Here is a 17,714-nt window from a genome sequence, read left to right as displayed (position 1 = left end):
TACCCAAGTCAATTAAATTTAGACGTTTATGAGTAAATTAAAAGCAGATATCAAGGTTATCCAATCAGGCATCTTCAGTAAGTGGGACTCTGAAAGTGATGAGCTCCCCCGCTTTTTAGAAGCGACAGTCCATGTGCCAGCCGTAATAGACATGGAGTTCGGCTTTGTCACTCGCATTAAAAAAGCGAAAAACCAAGTGCTTAAATATTGTATCTATCATCCAAATATCCCTGATGCAGAAGGTAATATTGAAGCGCCTTACGATGGCGAAGTGTATATAAAAGAAAATGATTGGAAGTTTTATTTAGGCGATTGTATTTGGGCACCTGTGAGTAACAAAGTGGGAAACTGGCGCATGACACTAGAACTCAATGGTAAACTGATTGCCGATAAAACCTTTAAGGTTCATTCTGTACCTTCAAATTCCTAAGCAAACCTTGGCAATGTACGAGCTTTGTAAACTATGAAGCTTCAATAATTGCCCCATCGATAAAAGCACAGTTTCGTCCATGTGATTTTGCCTGATACAACGCACTATCGGCTAAAGTGAGATAATGCTGCCAATGTTGCACAAGTTCAGACGATAAAATAGGCTTAGTTGCCCCAATAGAAATCGTCACCTTGAGTGAATGTCCAGAATATTCTACCGGGGTATCTGCTATCACCTGATTAAATCGTTCCAAGATATGCTGTTGCAATTCATCAGACTCAAGCGCTAATAATATCAGGAACTCTTCACCGCCCCAACGAGCTAGCACATCGTTTGCTCTGATTCTGTTTTGCAAACGAGTAGCACATGCCATTAACACTTCATCGCCAGCGTCATGACCATGGGTATCATTGATTTTCTTGAACAAATCACAATCCAAAATGAGCACACTGTAATACTCTACCCCTGTTTTAGTGATGTTATGCTCAACAAAGTTATTTACAAACCGGCGATTGTATAAACCCGTCAGTGGGTCTTTATTCGATTGTATATAGAGATTTTTGTTAGTTGAACGTAATGTTGAGATACGTTTTTTATTAGACGTATAGCGATGAATGAGAAGCGCGATTCCGATAGTTAATCCACTAAACACTATAACCCACAACTTTTCTTGGAGCTCTTTTTTCTCTAACGTGGCAGCTTTTAAGTTATTCTCCGCAGTCAATAACGCAATTTTTTCATCTTGTAATTGCGCATCGAATTTCACTTGTAACTCATAGATTTGTTTTTCACGTTTATCGAACAGTTGCCGTTGAGTGCCTTCATAATAAGTGGTCAAATGTGCGAGAGCTTCTGGGTATTGAGCCGTTTCTTGGTAAATTTGGGCAAGTAATTGATGTGTTTTTAAGAGCCAATCTTGATTATTAATATCTTCAAAATCTAGCAATAATTGGTTTGCATACTCTGTTGCTTGCTCATAGTTTTTTTGACTAAATCTTACCTCACTTAAACCATATAAACATTGCTTTGATGCTAGGGGATCTAAGGCTCCGTGAGCAAGGGATAGACATTCCAATATAATCGGCTCTGCTTGGCTCATATGTTGTTGCTGCAACAATAATTCTGCTTCAGTCCATAATGCATTTACAATTAACTGCACATTGTCTGACTGACGTGCTGCAACTGTGCTCTTATGGCTAAAATCTGTCGCGGCGGCGATATCATTAACCTGCAACATCAAATTACTGGCATTACTATATAAAACAACCAGTAGCTCATAGCTGATATTGTCGTCCTTCAACAACAATTCGGCGGCTTTCTGATTGTATTCAATGGCATTTTGCCAATCTTTCAATCTCGAATAAACTACTGAAATATTTGAATATATTCGCCCTAAAAAATGATATTGGTTACTCTCATCTAACAATGAAATGGCTTTTTGATAATCACTTAAAGATGCTTCGTAGTCTAAATTGCGTGAGTGTAATATACCTCGAGTATTGAGTGCTCTTGCTAATAGTCGCTCATAATGAATTGATTCACAGATTACAATCGCTTGCTCAATATAGTCAAAAGCCTGTTTGCTTTCACCTTGGCGGGCAGCGAGGATCCCTTTTAAGGTCAAGCCTTCTGCAAGGATCCAATCCAGCTGTTGCGATTGACCATACTCAAATAATTTCTCAGCGGACTGGGACGCAGCATCGAGATCCGATTTTGCAACAGCAATATTATGGAGAATGCGATAATAAACAGCGGTGTAAAACACATTATTATCAAACACGCCTGAAGTGTTCATGCTTGTTATGGTATTAAATGTGTTATCTGGTGAATTTTCTGCTTGAAAATAAAGCTCAACCAACTGTCGCCCTTGCTGACTATTATTAATCGTGAGCAAAGGGTCAAAAACCAGTTCATTGGCAGATAAAGTCAAACTAAAACCACATAGGCCCAGGATACAAAACAACATTTTTTTAGCGGAAATACAAAATAGCTGCTTCAAATAAACCTCTAAATCCTAACCAATCAACCTACGGGCTCAGTAATATATGCCCTATTCAATAGCTGAAATACTATTAACATCTGAAAACTGAGCCTCCATCACTAAATTTATGGATAATCTTCTTTTAGCCTAGGCGCTATTGCCATAATTACCAGCCTTTCAGGCTAGGGATTTCCCCTTAATCTAGTAAAGCTTGATATAATCACCGTTTATATCTCTATTCGCCACTGAGCACTTATTTATGTCTTTGCAAACATCATTAACCCATGCCATCGATCGTAGAGCAACATTTCTCGCTCAAGCAGAAGCCAGTCAAACAGATTGCTTTCGTATTTACCATGGCACTGTTGAAGGTGAAAATGGACTGAATATTGATCGCTATGGCAATGCATGGTTAATTCAAACATTTCACCAGACCTTAACTGAAACGCAGCTGGAAGAATTGACTCAAGTCCTCACAGAATTAACGGCATTACCTGTCATTTATAATGATCGCTCAAAACGCAATTCCCGTGTCGAAAATGCACTACAAAGTGACCATCACGAATTTGCTTGCTCTGAACAAGTTATTAAAGAGAATGGCATTCAATTTACGTCTAAATTACGCCATGAAGGACAAGACCCTCTGCTGTTTTTAGACATGAGAGTTGGCCGTGAATTTGTTAGAGAGCATAGTGAACATAAAACGGTGCTGAATTTATTTTCATACACCTGTGGCATCGGCACTGCGGCAGCAATGGGCGGGGCAACTAAGGTCACGAACGTAGACTTTTCTTCTTTTGCATTAGCGGCGGGAAAGAAAAATGCCGAACTTAATGGCGTGACAGAAGTGTGTGAGTTTATACAAAGTGATGCTTTTCCAGCTTTACGTCAGCTTGCAGGCCTTAAGGTCGGCGGACGCCGTGGGCAAAAATTACCTAAATACCCAAAGCTGCCAGCAACACAATTTGATTTAGTCTTTCTCGATCCCCCTCGCTTTGCTAAAAGTCCATTTGGTACTGTCGATTTAATCAATGATTACCAAGGCTTATTTAAACCTGCCATGTTAGCTACAAAATCTGGCGGCACGATTGTGTGTTGTAATAATGTCGCTAAAGTTGAGCGTGATACTTGGCTGAAGAGCTTAATTCGCTGTGTTAAAAAACAAGGTCGGCGTGTGACTCATCAACAATGGATCCACTGCCATGAAGACTTCCCTTCATTTGATGGCAATCATCCGTTGAAAATGGTCGCGCTAAGCATTGACTAATACCAAAGCGCATCCAAAGCTAAGAACTGAGTATTGATTAGAACGCAGCAGCCTCGCTTAAACTCATAAATTAAAAAGCCGCAATATGCGGCTTTATTATTACTGATTAGCTGTTCTACTACCGGTGACTAGGGCTGTTACTTTGCTTAAGCCAAGATAATTTTGCTAAGTACTTTTGCTGACTCTTACCCATAGATGTTAACTCCAATGCTTTTTCGAGCGTTTTTTTCGCACTTAACACTTTGCCTTGTGCATTCTGTACTTTGGCGAGTTCATAATAGGCTTGATGATAATAAGGGCTGTTATTGATAAACTTTTTTAAGAATGCTTCTGCAGCAAAATAGTCTTGCTGTCTCGTCGCTTCTTGCGCCATTGAGTACCAACCGTAAGGTGTCTCATTCTCTAGCTGAATGAGTTGCTGATAAATGGCATCAGCTTCTAGTACTTTACCTTGTGAATATAATGAATAGTTATAGTTACTTAATAATGTCAGTGAGTTAGATTCAAACTGTAGGCCATATTGATAGTAAGCATCAGCAACTTGATAATCTCCCACTCGTCGATGCACCACAGCCATCATATTAATCAATGGAATATACTTAGGGGCAAGTTGTAAGCCTTTTTCTAATAGAGAGTAAGTCAAGGTTAAGTCATTGGCGAGAAGGGCATCTGCAGCGAGGTTACGATAAAACATAGCAAGAAACTCATCTTCACTGACCACCGCTCCCGTGCGATCGTTTCTATCAGGGAAATAATCTATGACGGTGAATTCACTACCATTAATATATACACCCCCAGCATCCGTTTCATATAAAAAGGTACGGACATGATCTGAGGTCACGACTAAGTCATTTGAAATATGCGTTAATAAAGGCGCCGAGTGGACCACTTGAAAAACAGCTCTCACGTTTAAATGCTTTGCCACACCATAAGTAAGCATAGCTAAAGCCATGCAATTACCAGACTTATTTTGCCAAGCTTGAGCCGCATTATAATTTAAGCCTTCGTAATTAAAATTAACCATTTTATTGTTAATAAAACGAACCAATTGATATCGCTTCGAAAGCTCAGCAATCTCAGGTCTTGCAATAAAGGCTTCAAGCTCTTCGACTTGATCTGGTAGTAATGCTGACAAACTCTCTACCGATGGAACTAAGTTATTTTTTGCTATATCCAAATCTATTGCGTTAACAAAATAAGCGCCATTTTCAGGAAGAGGCATTACATTTAATTTGGCTGAAGAGTGCGAGGTGGTGCTACAACCTGCTAATAAAAAAGATAACATGCCGCCAAAGAACAATGGCGTTAAGTAACCAACTATATTTTTGCGAAACGGTTCAACTGCGGTTCCATTTATCGTTAATCGCAACATCCTGAGCATAAACACCTCTTATCATCCTTAATATTATTCATTCTGCAATATTCACTGCTTCATAAGCGTAATGAGCCATTGATATTGACATTAAGCTCGTGCTTACAAATTCTAACCTAGCACACTTTTTATACACACCTCCAATAGTAAGTGATGAAAAATAATTTCAAACAAACAAAAATCCTTCTTTGAAATAGAGTCTTATGGGAAAAATTAACTAATAAAAAAGGCTGCCAATTGGCAGCCTTTTAGTTCATTAAATGAAGCAACGTGCGAATTAATCTTCGTTAGAAAGCGTCATCTTATTTAAATCGATACCATCACTATTCTCTACATATCCCTGTTGTGTTTCTGGGATTTTATGCGTTTTATCTTTAATGGTAATTCTTGATAATCGACATTCAGCATAAACCTCTGGAGCGAAGTTATATTCGAATTTATCGTTAGTTTGTAATTCAAAAGGCTTCTCTGGATCAGCAGAGAAATGTTGATTTGCCAATAAAGACACACCGTTTAAACTATCGTCCATACAACCTAATAATTTAACCGCAATCACTCCTTTTTCAGCATACTCCTCATAAGTACCATTATTACCTGTGTACTCGTTAAGGTGTAAGGTTTTACCTGAAATAGGGCAGCTAGCATTAATACCATTTTCTTTTAAAATCAGGTTAAGCTTTCCTGCTTGACCCAAAGATAAGAAGGTATTTTTAGCAGTACTAAAGATATTTTCTTCAATAGAACGACTTTCGTCATCAATAAGCTTATCGCCTTTCGTCCAATTTAGTGTTGCTTGTGTTAAGTCACAGCCCATTAAATTAGGATCAACGTCTCCCACTAAACAACGCTTTAGATCACGACTAAATTCAGGATAATAAGCCGCACATTCTAATTCACGATCATTGTCTTCAGTCTTAAATGCTTGCACACCACGGATCAAGACACCGTAACTATCTGGAAAACCACTGTCACGTAAAATCACAGGCGTATAAAAGCGATCAGCTGTAAACGTTATCCAAGCTTTTTTAAAGCCTTGATCCAGTGACTCACCTTCGACAGCGTCAAGTGATAAGTTATGTTTTTCCGAGCCTACTCGTACAATTAAATCACGATATGCATTTGCTTCATTTCGTGCGCCATGAGCTTCATAATCATAGTCACGCTTTTGATATTTAACAGAAATAGCATACTTTGCACCTGGAACTGTTGGCACATAAGTGCGCATTCTAACGGTTCCAAGTTGAGTTTCACCGCCACAGGCATGCGTATCTAATTCAGCAGCATAACCTTCACCGACAATGCCATATGTTGTGGCATAACCCACTTCCATTTTGGCATCGCATGCTTGGTTACGTATATTCTTAATGGCGTCGCGGCGCTCATCACCTTCTAGGTTTTTAACTTGTGCCCATTGCTCAGGGAACATTTTCTTTAACGTTTTACGGGTCCATTGAACATCAAAGTACATTTTCTCATCTTCAGAGTACAATGCCTTCAGTTCTCTCTTTAACGAATTAGGGTTTTCTTCTTGTAACTCAGAAAAATCTAAATCATCAATGATCCCCCAAGAGCCATGATTAAACTGCTCTTCATAGCCGTAGAAGTATTGTCCTGATACCAGTTCAAGTTCATCAGCTTGAGCTACAGAGGCCGTTGAACAAGACAGTGCTAACAGCATCCCTAATCTAGTTGTCAATTTCATTTAAAATCCTAGTGTTATAAGTTGCACAAAATTATCTGTCATCTTTTAACACTCAGTAATGCAGCCCACAGACCCGCCTGTGCTGTCACTTTGCGTCCTCATTTTGCAACGAGTTTGCCATTAGAGTATCTACAGTTTAAAAAAACATGCGAATTTTAACACCAGCACCAAGCAGTTAACAAGTCAAATTATTGACTATTTACATTATTATAACTCACTGATAATTAATGAATGTTATATAGCCTCACAAGATAATGGCATAACAAACATTGAAAATTACAACTAATGAATGACATACAATAAGCAAGATAAAGTGCAATTTCATAAACTAAACTGCGATATAGCCCCCAAAACCACAAAATACTAACTAAACTTATAACATTAGCCGCATTATCTTATTGCAAACAATTTTTTATAAGATAAATTAATCATATATATCATTGATATATATTCACTTACTACATAGAGATTTCAAAAATATGAAAATCAGCGCACGTAATTCACTTGTTGGAAAAATTCTTTCTATTGAAGAAGGTTCAGTTAATAACGAAATCGTTATCGAATTAGCTGCAGGTGTTGAAATCACTTCTGTTGTCACTAAAAAATCTTGTGAGCAACTAGGTTTAGTGGTTGGTGGCAATGCTTATGCCATTATCAAAGCTAGCAATGTTATGGTTGCAGTAGATTAATTTTCTATTTTAATTTTTGGAGTGCAGCTTTAACTGCGTTCTAAAGCATTATAATAGTGATAAAAATGGAGTAATGATGAAAGTCATTACTCCATTTTTTTAGCATTGAATTTCATCCTAATCCCCTCCTTTGACACCAAAATAAAATCTATGATAGTTACCGCAGCTCAGATTAATGCTCATCAGCAAACTCAATAGTCACTCTCATCAAATCACCTTTTATCAATGACAAGGGTTTAAATTAACGCAAAATCCAGTCTTTAAAAGTTAACAAGTGACAAGCAAGTCACCTACATCTGTATCTTTGAACTTAACAACTGCATTCGTGAGATTAATTACATGTTAATTTGTGTCTGTTTTAGCGCAATAACCCATCAATTTAGCTTGATAGCATTATCTTTAGCTCCGTCATAATCTATAATCAGCATAACTAATTAATTTAAGTCATATATAAAGGCATACCATGTGGTGATGCGTTAAAGCAGTGTGTTACTTTTTTCATTGCTATCCAAAGGAGTTTCATGAATACAGTCTATTCTATTGGAGAGCTTGAATCGTTTCTTGTAGCGATTTTAGTCCTATTCATTGGCCATTCGGTCAACCGTCATTTACCCGCTTTTAGAAAATATAATATCCCAGAACCCATCGTGGGCGGATTGATCGTTGCCAGCTTTATTACTTTGCTGCACTTCAATAACATCAGTCTTCAATTTACGCTATCGATGCAAAACACCTTGATGCTAATGTTTTTCAGCACCGTTGGTTTAGCGGCAAGTTACAAATTGCTTATGAAGGGCGGTAGTAAAGTCTTTTTGTTTTTAGGTATCGCCTCCTTATATATCATTATCCAAAATGGTGTTGGCGTAACCATGGCTACAGCATTAGGTTTGGAACCTATAATGGGCTTAATTGCTGGCTCTATCACCCTTTCAGGAGGTCATGGTACTGGCGCTGCTTGGGCACAAACTTTCCAAGAGAACTACGGGATGAACACCCTTGAGTTTGCCATGGCTGCAGCGACGTTTGGCTTGGTAATGGGTGGTATTATCGGTGGCCCAGTCGCTCAGCGATTGATTAACAAAAACAAGCTGGTTTCATCCTACGGTGTAGGGGGAAATCATCATGAAGATCACCCAGATTTAGTGACCTACGACCAGCTTGAAGAAGACAGGGTGACCGCTAAACGGATTTTAGAAGTTTTATTTGTTCTGCTGTTATGTGTTGCCGGGGCTAAATGGTTCGGTAAATTTGTTAGTGCATACGACATTACTTGGCTGAAAATGCCTGAATTTGTTTATGCACTATTCTTCGGTGTTGTTATCACCAATGCCACTGAGTTAACCCGTGGGTTTAAAATAAACAGTGAGTGTGTTGATATCCTCGGCACCGTGTCATTAGCGCTATTTTTATCAATGGCATTAATGAATTTAAAGCTATGGGAGATTTTTGATTTAGCGATTCCACTGTTAATTATCTTGCTGACCCAAGGCATAATCCTGGCTTTATTTGCGTACTTCGTCACCTTTAGATTAATGGGCAGTAATTACGATGCAGCTGTTATGGCTGGCGGTCACTGCGGCTTTGGTATGGGCGCAACCCCAACTGCGGTTATGAATATGGGTGCATTAGTATCAAGAACAGGCCCTTCACCACAAGCCTTTATGGTCGTGCCAATTGTAGGCGCGTTCTTTATAGATATTGTTAATGCGATTATTTTGCAAGGCTATCTAAGCGTGATTGGCTAAGCCTTCACCTGTAAAAAACGCCACTCAATAGTGGCGTTTTTTTATGGAACCAGTTAATTTCAGCCACCTGTTATTGGTGTTAATTGACACTGAAGTTGTTGAGGATTATCGCAGCATGACAACAAAGCTGATACTGAAGGGCTGTAAACCTGTTGCCAAAACGCTTGGCTATGGAAATTATTAATCGGCATCCAAGTACTCAAAGGGTACTGATTTGCTAATTCATCTCCTCCTTTAACCGGTAATGCCATTCCAGAGGCGACTTGAATATTACCAGGAAATGTTTGTCCCGTTTCAAGATCGACATTAACACAACTCCCTAAGTTGCCAATCCGATGACAAGTGATACAGGTATTTCCTTCGGTTTCAATACTTGATGACGTTGACCATAGGGCGAAATCACCAATCGCATTATTATACGGTCCGAATGGGTCAACCGGCACATGTTGCCAAACCTGCCCTATATATGGACTATACATAAACGGATCGGCATCATGACAACCACCACAATTCTTGCTCACAGTATCAAGTGGCTTCCACCAAAAAGTCATTGCATCAACATGCCCCGGTGGAGGAGTAACTTCATTAGGTGGCGGTACCCTTGAAGCATCAAATCCAGCACTTGTGTCATTAGGGGGTTCTGCATGAAACCAGCATGTATCCCCCGAGGTGGTACTATGCAAAATTACGTCAACTTCGTCATACAACGGACTATCATCGGGTCGAAGGTATTTACGTCGACAAAAAGCAGATATTTGAGTTGTCTCATTTGATAAATCTAACACCTTAGAATAAGGCGTACATTGACCAAAAGTGTCTTCACCATAAGGCAATAATGCTGGGCGGTCACAAACCATATTTTGCGTATACTCTTGATACTGTGGCACTTGCCCATTCACAGTAATGGGTACATCAACCCCGTCATTACAGTCAAATGCTGGCACCTCTGCAACCAAGTTTGCGCACTGTTGACCATACTCAATAATCGATTGGTTTAGCTCTACAATAACCACTTCATCAATCGCTGTACTCTGCTTCTGCTGAGATGATGTGCCTAAACTGTCACAGCCCATCAAGGCTATAACGCATACCGAGTTACAAATATATAATAACCAAGCTGGTATGAATCGTTTATATCCCTTCATGACAAGTGCTCCCTCGTTAAAGGCAACGCTAACTCTCTAATTGCTTGGTAATATCTAACGTAGCCACTACAGCGACAAATATTGCGGCCAACGCCCTGCTCAATTGCATCGTCCAGCTCGCTTTCTGAAATAGGAGAAAGCTGTAATTTTTGCAATAACACCCAAGTGGCCATCAAAAAACCAGGAGTACAATAGCCGCATTGAAAAGAGAAATGCTTTAAAAAAGCTTGCTGAAGAGGTAACAACTTGTCCCCTTGTTGTAATCCTTCTACGGTAAAAATTTCTAAGCCATTCAAACTATCAACTGGAGTTGAACAAGATAAAGTGGTTTGCATTGTTGCGTTAGGGCCATTTCTAGTGGCAACTGTACACGCTCTACACTCTCCTATACCGCAACAAAATTTGGTCCCAGCTAACCCTAGTCGTTCATGTAAATAATCCACTAACGCCATATCGCCATCTGTTGTAGGCGCATCAATACTCGCACCATTAACCATGAAAGAAATTGGTATATTATCCATTAGATTGCCGTCCTTATTGCCGCTGGCGTTACAGGTAACTGTGTAAAACGATGTTGAGTTGCCATCGCTAATGCGTTGAGAATAGCCGGAGGAATTGGACACATAACGGCCTCTGCAATCCCCCGCGCAGTCGCTTCATTGTCGGCAGGTGGCATAACCAGCAATTGTTGATTTAAAGGTACATTACCCATTTTCATTAGCTTATATTTATCTAAATTCCAATTACCAGCACCTGGTCCTTCTGGGCTAAGAGGGCAGTCTTCCGACAGTACATATCCCATTGCCATTGCTACCCCGCCTTGAGATTGGCCACTCACCAGCTGCGGGCAATGTTGCACACCTGCACTTAACGCTGTAATACAATCTTCAACAACGACATAACCAGTATTAGGATCGACAGATACCGCAATTAATGCCCCGCTAGGTGCGTAAGTGCTACGGCCATAACGTGAATTAACTTTCGGTAGTGTAGTCATATTAGTTCGAGTAACAGTCTGTAAAGCATTAGGCAAGGAACCAAGAGCAATATAGTCTAAAGGTAGAGTGATAGGGTTTTGACTTAATGAAGAAAAGCTAAAGTCAGCATTAACGAACTCACCAACAAAGCTGGCATGAACGGCAGCACTATTGGGTAATTGTTGACTAAAAATCACTTCAACAATCTGACTCCATTCAATAGCAGGGTAGCCTTCTATACTGATACTTCCGTGCGAGAAAACTAACTGCTTATAGTCCACTTCAGCTTGCCAAAGCCGCTGTAAAGCAGGGATAACAGAGCCTAGCAGTAAACTTAACCCCGCATATGACACTGCATGATATTGATAAAAAGCCCCAAGACATGCACTAGATGAACCCGATAATTGTGCCACTTGTTTCGCAGGATCAATTTTAGTCTCAGATGGTACGCAAGAAGGGTAAGCATCTATCTTAGTTAAACCTAGATTATTAAAAAAACCAGCATCGCCCATCATAATGTTACTGGCATTTTTCCCAAGCCAAACAGACGGTGCCAAGCCTAGCGCTGTGGCTGCGCCATTGCCCATATCAATATAGGGGGTGCGAACAGTAATGCTGCCATCTCGGTTAATCATCACTGCGCCAAACATACCATCACCACCGGTACCATACGCTTCGTTTGCTAACGCTAACCCCACACCATATTTAAGTCCTTGATTAGCAAACTGTTGCTTCGTTGTCTCACGGTTAGTCCACAATGGCAGGGCTTCTAATGCATCGAGGATTTGGGGCAATTGCAAATCTTGCTGAATAGGCGCACCTGTTACCGTTGTACTCTGATTATCGAGTAAATTTAAACGACGGATCATGAAAGGATCTCTGCCTGTATCTTCTGCAGCCTGATCCAATAAGGTTTCTAGAGCAATAAAGGCTTGTGGCCCACCAAACCCACGTTGCGATCCGCCAATTAAATCAGGTGTATCTAGCGCTTCACCATAGGCGACAATTTGCGGAATGTTATAAGCATTACAGACACTCAATGCTGCAAGTTCAGCAACATAAGGGCTTAAGTTTTTTCTTCCTCCTCCATTTAGTGTAAAACTGGCTGTAACAGCCTGAATAAGACCATTGTCATCGATACATAAGTTTTCTGTAAATTCAGTATGGTGGCGTTTTAATCCAACTTGAAATTGCTCAAATCTGTCTTGTGCCCAACGCAGAGGATAACCATTGGCGTATGGGGCTGCCATTGCTAAATACATTGTAAAGTAAGAGCTATCGCGCCCACCAAATCCTCCCCCTGGATAGCAAGCAATCAAATCTACTTCACTGACATTATAAGTACATTTAGCATTACGGAATATTTCTGCCGCGCCAGATATATCCCCTGTGGGCGATTGAGTACCGAGTAATAAGTGTAGACGAGATGATTGTTTGTCATACCAAGCTAAACCAGCCTCCGGCTCCATGAACATAGGGTCCATAACTTGAGTGACATAATTAGCTGAGTATTGCTGCCAGACTCCAGAGGCAGTGTTTACCTCAATGGCTGAAGTAATGTTGCCCTTTACTATAGGGCTGTGACTTTTATAGTAATCAGGCTCATCATGTACCACATTGAAGGGATTGCCATTCAGTGAACCTTTTACATATTCATAAGAATTGCCATAAATACTCGGATCAAGTGGAGCAACGCTGTCACCATAAATAATAGTATTTTGGTTAAATTGTAGGATTTTTTTTGCTCGGCGATAGACATCAAAATTTGCAAAAATCAGCAAAGCTACTGGCTGGCCGTAATAGTCAGCAACATGCCTGACATTACTCTTATTTTTACTCTTGTCCCTATTTTTGGCACACACAAAAAATGGCTTTTTCATATCACAGCTAACATCCACTTTATCATTGATCAGTTTTTGCGCATCAATAATGGTAATGGGTTGTAATTCGGCTGGGAGCATTGAAAGCTGGTAATCCATTACAACCGTATTTATTCGGTTGGTTCTTAGGGCATACATCACCCTTTCTTCAGCTTGATATGGCCAGCCGTATTCTGCTAAATCGCGAGCACGAAAATCACGTGCATATATTTTTTGCCCCATGACTTTTGGTTTACCATCGATCCGCCACTGGGCGACACCAGGCTCAGGTGCCCATGCCGGCTCGGGGGCAATATCGGTTAAAGGGGGAGATTCCGCTGCAAGTAAAGAAATGGGTAAGCTAGAGATACTAAAACTAATGGCTGCGCCTCCAGCAATTGTTTTGATAAAACTTCGGCGACTAATAGGGTACTGATTTACTGTATTCATCCATGATTTCCCGCATCCTGTGTTGCTTACAATTTAAGCAGGCAAAAGGTAGTTCATCAATGTCTTAAGTAAATAAAAATCCTTAAGTGCTATGAGGATATGAATATGCCTACTTAAATCAGCGAATTCGTCACTATTAAAAAATCCACTTAAATTATTTCCCCCCACAAAAAAACCAGTCAGAGACTGGCTTTATGAATAATCAAACTGATTTTTGTCTCAATTAATCGTGCGAATGACCTTCTTCACCGTGCTCTTTACCTGCACAATGTCCACATTGATTAATTTCAAAACCAGCATCTGTTTCGGTTAAACGCCCATTGCTGATAAACAAATCAACTAATTGAGCCGCATTCATATCACTGGCTCTACAGGTATGAAACTCTGCATTTTCGCCAAACTCTTGCGCCATAAGAGCAAGCCATTGCTGATGTGGTTGTGGCGTGTTTTGCGCTTTCATCAACTTAATAACATTACGACCGTGAATAGAGTCAGACATTTAACGATTCCTTATATTGAAAAATCCATTTTACGATAAAGCGGCGTGCCCACTCGTGCGATAGCTCATGGTTTAACAATAATTAATCTACAATTTAAGTTCCCACTCAAGATTCGGTATAGTGTCTTTAAGAATTCAACACTGTATTTGTAGGCATAATGGCGAAGCAGATTTCTCAAGAAACCCAAAACGAAGCAATGAAAGTGGCCAAAGCCACGCAAAAACCATCGCAAACCAAAGAGCAAACTAAGTTAATTGCTCAAGGTATCGAAAAAGGCATTGCGGAATATAAAAAGCAGCAAAAGGCAAAAGCCCGCGGCCGAGATAAACAACGTAAGCAAGACTTAAAAGCCAAGTCACGCCAAGAAACGAGTGAAATTGAGTTTATCGCTGAAGCGCCGACCTCATCGCCTAAGTTCCCTTGGATATTACTGGCAGCGAGCTGGGTGGGATTTTTAATCTATGCCTTATTAAATGGCAACTTAAACATTTAAACTCACTCTCAAAAAAAATAAAAAGTCAGCATTTGCTGACTTTTTTGTTTTAATTGCGAGTGAATCATTAACTAGATTTTTAATGTCACATCTGAAGTAATTTTAGTTGAGCACGCCAATACATAACCCGCTGCTATTTCATCTTGAGTCAGCGTCATTGTACTGCTCGACTCGGTCGTCCCTGATGTGACTTGGCATTTACATGCCCCGCAAACACCACTTCTGCAAGCTGCAATAATCGGTAACCCTTCAGATTCAATCCCATCAAGTAAGGTGTCATCAGCCGATAAGGAAATCGATTTATCAGCAATGCTCAACATAAACCCACTGTCACTATTGGCATGACTTACCTTAACTGCAGGTTTTACTGGACCACCGAAACTTTCTTGATGAAAGTTGAGCATACTAAAGCCGCTGGCTTCAACCAGTGACTTTACCGCCACCATATAAGGCTCTGGCCCACAGACAAAAATAGTCCGCTCCATAAAGTCTGGTACCAGCTGAGCAAGCTTTGCCATATCGAAGCGGCCTGACATTCTGCAGTCATTAGCAGTGTGATTAACCCCATCCACAAGCTCAGGTGCCGACTCTAAAAGGTAATTCAGATTAAACTTAGAGCTTCTATGCGCCATCGTACTTAACGTATCAGCGAAAATAATGTCTTGTTCGCTTCTTGCACTATGCACAAAGCCAATATCACTACCGACTTTGGTATCGAGTAACCAACGAGACATTGAGTACATAGGTGTTATGCCGCTGCCAGCACTTAAAAATAGATATTTATCTGCCTTCAAATCGACAAGGTTAAAGACTCCATCAGGCCCTAATGCAGAGATAACATCACCTTCATTAATATTATCAGCGGCAAAGTTTGATACTTTGCCACCTGGAATACGCTTAATGGTGACCACTATAGAATAGGGACGTGAAGGTGAAGATGACATGGTGTAACTGCGATAAACCATCTCGCCATCAATTTCGAGTTTTAAGGTAATAAATTGACCTGGTTTGTAATTAAACTTAACCGGCGTTAAGCCTTGAAAGCGAAAACTAACGACATCATGAGTTTCATTCCACTTTTCTACACAGCGAAGCTTTATATCGCCACGTTGCCAATTATCTGCAGCTAAAAATTCAGCATCAGAATTAAGCGATGCAGCCGATTTCTTAGCAGTGCTTGCGAGTGCATTCGACATTGAAAAACCCGATACCGTTTTGTTTTTTTCAGCTGAGTCTTTGATCTCGTCTTTTGTTGATTGCACCGCAGATAGTGCTGCAGAAAATGAAAATCCTGATGAACTCATAGGGCACCTTTCACTAGGTCAATGATAAATAACTAGAGATGTAAATCGGTGATACAAGCTGATAGCCTATATCACCGTATACAGCTGATTAAGCTGCCTTAATCATTGCTTTAAGATCTGATTCAACATCAGTGGTATTACGTAAACCAAACTGATCTTCTAGCACTTTAGCCAAGTTTTCAGTTAAGAAAGCAGGCGGTGTAGGACCGGTACGGATGTTTTTAACACCAAGCGATAATAGGGTTAATAACACCACAATCGCTTTTTGCTCAAACCAAGATAGAACAAGGCTTAATGGTAGCTCGTTGATGTCACACTCAAAGATATCTTTAAGCGCTAATGCTAACTGAATAGCAGAGTAAGCATCGTTACACTGACCCACATCTAATAAGCGAGGAATCCCATTAATGTCGCCAAACTCAAGTTTGTTGAACTTGTACTTACCGCAACCAAGTGTCAGGATAATGGTGTCGTCAGGCACTGATTTAGCAAGGTCAGTAAAGTAACTACGCTCTGACTTGTCACCGTCACAACCACCGATTAAGAAGAAATGCTTAATTGAACCATTTTTCACATTTTCAACCACTGTAGGTGCAGCTTCCATTAAGGCATTACGAGCAAAACCAATAGTGATCTTGTGAGGGATTTCATCATAAGTGAATCCTTCAAGCTCTAATGCTTTATCAATCACTTCGCTGAAGTCTTCACCTTCAACGTGAGTCACACCAGGCCAACCAACAATGCTACGCGTAAAGATGCGGTCTGAGTATTCGCCAACGTTAGGGTCGATAATACAGTTAGATGTCATCACAACAGCGCCTGGGAAAGTGCCGAATTCACGTTGCTGGTTTTGCCATGCACTACCGTAGTTGCCCACAAGGTGCGGATACTTTTTAAATTCTGGATAAGCTAAAGCCGGTAGCATTTCGCCGTGAGTAAACACATTAATGCCCTTGCCTTCTGTTTGTTGCAAGATAAGCTCAAGATCTTTCATGTCATGACCAGACACTAAAATCGCTTTACCTTTAACTGACTTGGTGTTCACTTCAGTCGGCTCAGGGTGACCAAATGCACTAGTTTCACCTGCATCAAGCATCGCCATAACGCGGTAGTTTAGTTGGCCAATTTCCATCGCCGTGCCAAATAATTTGTCTCCATCAACTGAATCTTCACCAAGGAAAGACATGATTTGATGGAACTCACCAGCAACATCAGCATCGGTTTGTTCTAATACGCGCGCATGCTCCATATAAGCAGCTGCGCCTTTAAGACCGTATAAACACAATAAACGAAGGCCAAGAATATCTTCGTGGACGTCACCACGGTTTGGCAGTGCTAATGGCGCTTGATCTAACATTTCAGGTTTTGAAGCAGCAAGGTTTAGTGAACCTTGTGCAATAACAGCTTCAGGCTCTACGCCATTGTCGGCACACGCTTGCTCGTAAGCCGCTTTTAATTCGTTACGGTAATCTTGCGCCTGATAGGCGTAATCCATTAAACGTTCATCATCAAAGTTCACGTTAGTTAACGTGGCAAAGAATGCTTTAGGTACAAAGGTATCAATTTCAGTATTGATAATATTAAAATCACGCGCTTTTACAGCATATGCCGATACGCCCTGCAACATATAGATAAGCAGATCTTGTAGATCTGACGTCGATGCTAGCTTGCCGCACATGCCTTGCGAATAACTACAACCATTCCCTGCTGGGGTTCTCACTGTTTGCTCACATTGAATACAGAACATTGCCTTTCTCCTGATGACTACCTAATCATGTATTTTATTTACATGTTTAAGGT

At 40.4% G+C, this 17,714-nt stretch carries 14 protein-coding genes and 1 riboswitch; of the genes, 5 read left to right on the top strand and 9 right to left on the bottom strand.

What is annotated here, in order from left to right; all coding sequences use genetic code 11:
• The first annotated feature begins 28 nt into the window (after positions 1-28).
• Positions 29-430 carry a DUF3859 domain-containing protein gene (locus SJ2017_RS02970; RefSeq protein ID WP_055022804.1) on the top strand — a complete coding sequence of 134 codons (402 nt, stop codon included), beginning with the start codon at positions 29-31 and terminating at the stop codon, positions 428-430.
• A gap of 31 nt (positions 431-461) precedes the next feature.
• Here SJ2017_RS02970 and SJ2017_RS02965 read toward each other — a convergent pair whose 3' ends face one another.
• Positions 462-2,396: a tetratricopeptide repeat-containing diguanylate cyclase gene (locus SJ2017_RS02965; RefSeq protein ID WP_167692883.1), complete on the bottom strand. Its 1,935-nt coding sequence runs from the start codon at positions 2,394-2,396 to the stop codon at positions 462-464.
• Between the two features lie 274 nt (positions 2,397-2,670).
• Between SJ2017_RS02965 and SJ2017_RS02960 the strand changes: the two genes are divergently transcribed.
• Positions 2,671-3,678 carry a class I SAM-dependent rRNA methyltransferase gene (locus SJ2017_RS02960; protein WP_080914832.1) on the top strand — a complete coding sequence of 336 codons (1,008 nt, stop codon included), beginning with the start codon at positions 2,671-2,673 and terminating at the stop codon, positions 3,676-3,678.
• A gap of 118 nt (positions 3,679-3,796) precedes the next feature.
• On the opposite strand, the gene SJ2017_RS02955 is transcribed toward SJ2017_RS02960, so the two are convergent.
• The gene (locus SJ2017_RS02955) at positions 3,797-5,059 is read right to left on the bottom strand and encodes a tetratricopeptide repeat protein (RefSeq protein WP_080914831.1); all 1,263 of its coding nucleotides are present in this window, start codon (positions 5,057-5,059) and stop codon (positions 3,797-3,799) included.
• Positions 5,060-5,327: 268 nt separating this feature from the next.
• Positions 5,328-6,752 (bottom strand): hypothetical protein, encoded by a 1,425-nt coding sequence (locus tag SJ2017_RS02950; RefSeq protein WP_080914830.1) that lies wholly within the window; start codon positions 6,750-6,752, stop codon positions 5,328-5,330.
• Between the two features lie 51 nt (positions 6,753-6,803).
• A riboswitch (cyclic di-GMP riboswitch) is annotated at positions 6,804-6,881 on the bottom strand.
• Positions 6,882-7,231: 350 nt separating this feature from the next.
• Here SJ2017_RS02950 and SJ2017_RS02945 point away from each other — a divergent pair.
• Together SJ2017_RS02945 and gltS are read left to right on the top strand one after the other, a co-directional pair.
• Positions 7,232-7,441, top strand: a complete 210-nt coding sequence (locus SJ2017_RS02945) for a TOBE domain-containing protein (RefSeq protein ID WP_055022809.1) — start codon at positions 7,232-7,234, stop codon at positions 7,439-7,441.
• A 521-nt stretch (positions 7,442-7,962) separates the two neighbouring features.
• Positions 7,963-9,186: a sodium/glutamate symporter gene (gene gltS, locus SJ2017_RS02940; RefSeq protein ID WP_080914829.1), complete on the top strand. Its 1,224-nt coding sequence runs from the start codon at positions 7,963-7,965 to the stop codon at positions 9,184-9,186.
• 59 nt (positions 9,187-9,245) lie between these two features.
• Here the strand turns inward: gltS and SJ2017_RS02935 are convergent, their stop codons facing one another.
• The 4 genes from SJ2017_RS02935 to SJ2017_RS02920 form a co-directional block, all read right to left on the bottom strand.
• Positions 9,246-10,331 carry a hypothetical protein gene (locus SJ2017_RS02935; RefSeq protein ID WP_080914828.1) on the bottom strand — a complete coding sequence of 362 codons (1,086 nt, stop codon included), beginning with the start codon at positions 10,329-10,331 and terminating at the stop codon, positions 9,246-9,248.
• Positions 10,328-10,852: a (2Fe-2S)-binding protein gene (locus tag SJ2017_RS02930; protein WP_080914827.1), complete on the bottom strand. Its 525-nt coding sequence runs from the start codon at positions 10,850-10,852 to the stop codon at positions 10,328-10,330. Before SJ2017_RS02930 ends, SJ2017_RS02935 begins: the two co-directional genes overlap by 4 nt.
• Complete coding sequence (locus SJ2017_RS02925; protein WP_080914826.1) at positions 10,852-13,617, bottom strand: xanthine dehydrogenase family protein molybdopterin-binding subunit; 2,766 nt, start codon at positions 13,615-13,617, stop codon at positions 10,852-10,854. The genes SJ2017_RS02930 and SJ2017_RS02925 overlap by 1 nt, the downstream gene beginning before the upstream one ends.
• A gap of 223 nt (positions 13,618-13,840) precedes the next feature.
• Positions 13,841-14,116: a YecH family metal-binding protein gene (locus SJ2017_RS02920; protein ID WP_080914825.1), complete on the bottom strand. Its 276-nt coding sequence runs from the start codon at positions 14,114-14,116 to the stop codon at positions 13,841-13,843.
• Positions 14,117-14,274: 158 nt separating this feature from the next.
• On the opposite strand from SJ2017_RS02920, the gene SJ2017_RS02915 reads away from it, so the two are divergent.
• Entirely contained in the window at positions 14,275-14,610 is a 336-nt protein-coding gene (locus tag SJ2017_RS02915) for a DUF2956 domain-containing protein (RefSeq protein ID WP_055022812.1), read from the top strand.
• Positions 14,611-14,681: 71 nt separating this feature from the next.
• Here SJ2017_RS02915 and SJ2017_RS02910 read toward each other — a convergent pair whose 3' ends face one another.
• The gene (locus tag SJ2017_RS02910) at positions 14,682-15,914 is read right to left on the bottom strand and encodes a hybrid-cluster NAD(P)-dependent oxidoreductase (RefSeq protein WP_080914824.1); all 1,233 of its coding nucleotides are present in this window, start codon (positions 15,912-15,914) and stop codon (positions 14,682-14,684) included.
• An 88-nt stretch (positions 15,915-16,002) separates the two neighbouring features.
• Entirely contained in the window at positions 16,003-17,661 is a 1,659-nt protein-coding gene (gene hcp / locus SJ2017_RS02905; RefSeq protein WP_080914823.1) for a hydroxylamine reductase, read from the bottom strand.
• Positions 17,662-17,714: the final 53 nt, after the last annotated feature.

This window comes from Shewanella japonica (assembly GCF_002075795.1).
GTDB lineage: Bacteria > Pseudomonadota > Gammaproteobacteria > Enterobacterales > Shewanellaceae > Shewanella > Shewanella japonica.
This window is presented reverse-complemented; position numbering and strand designations above follow the sequence as displayed.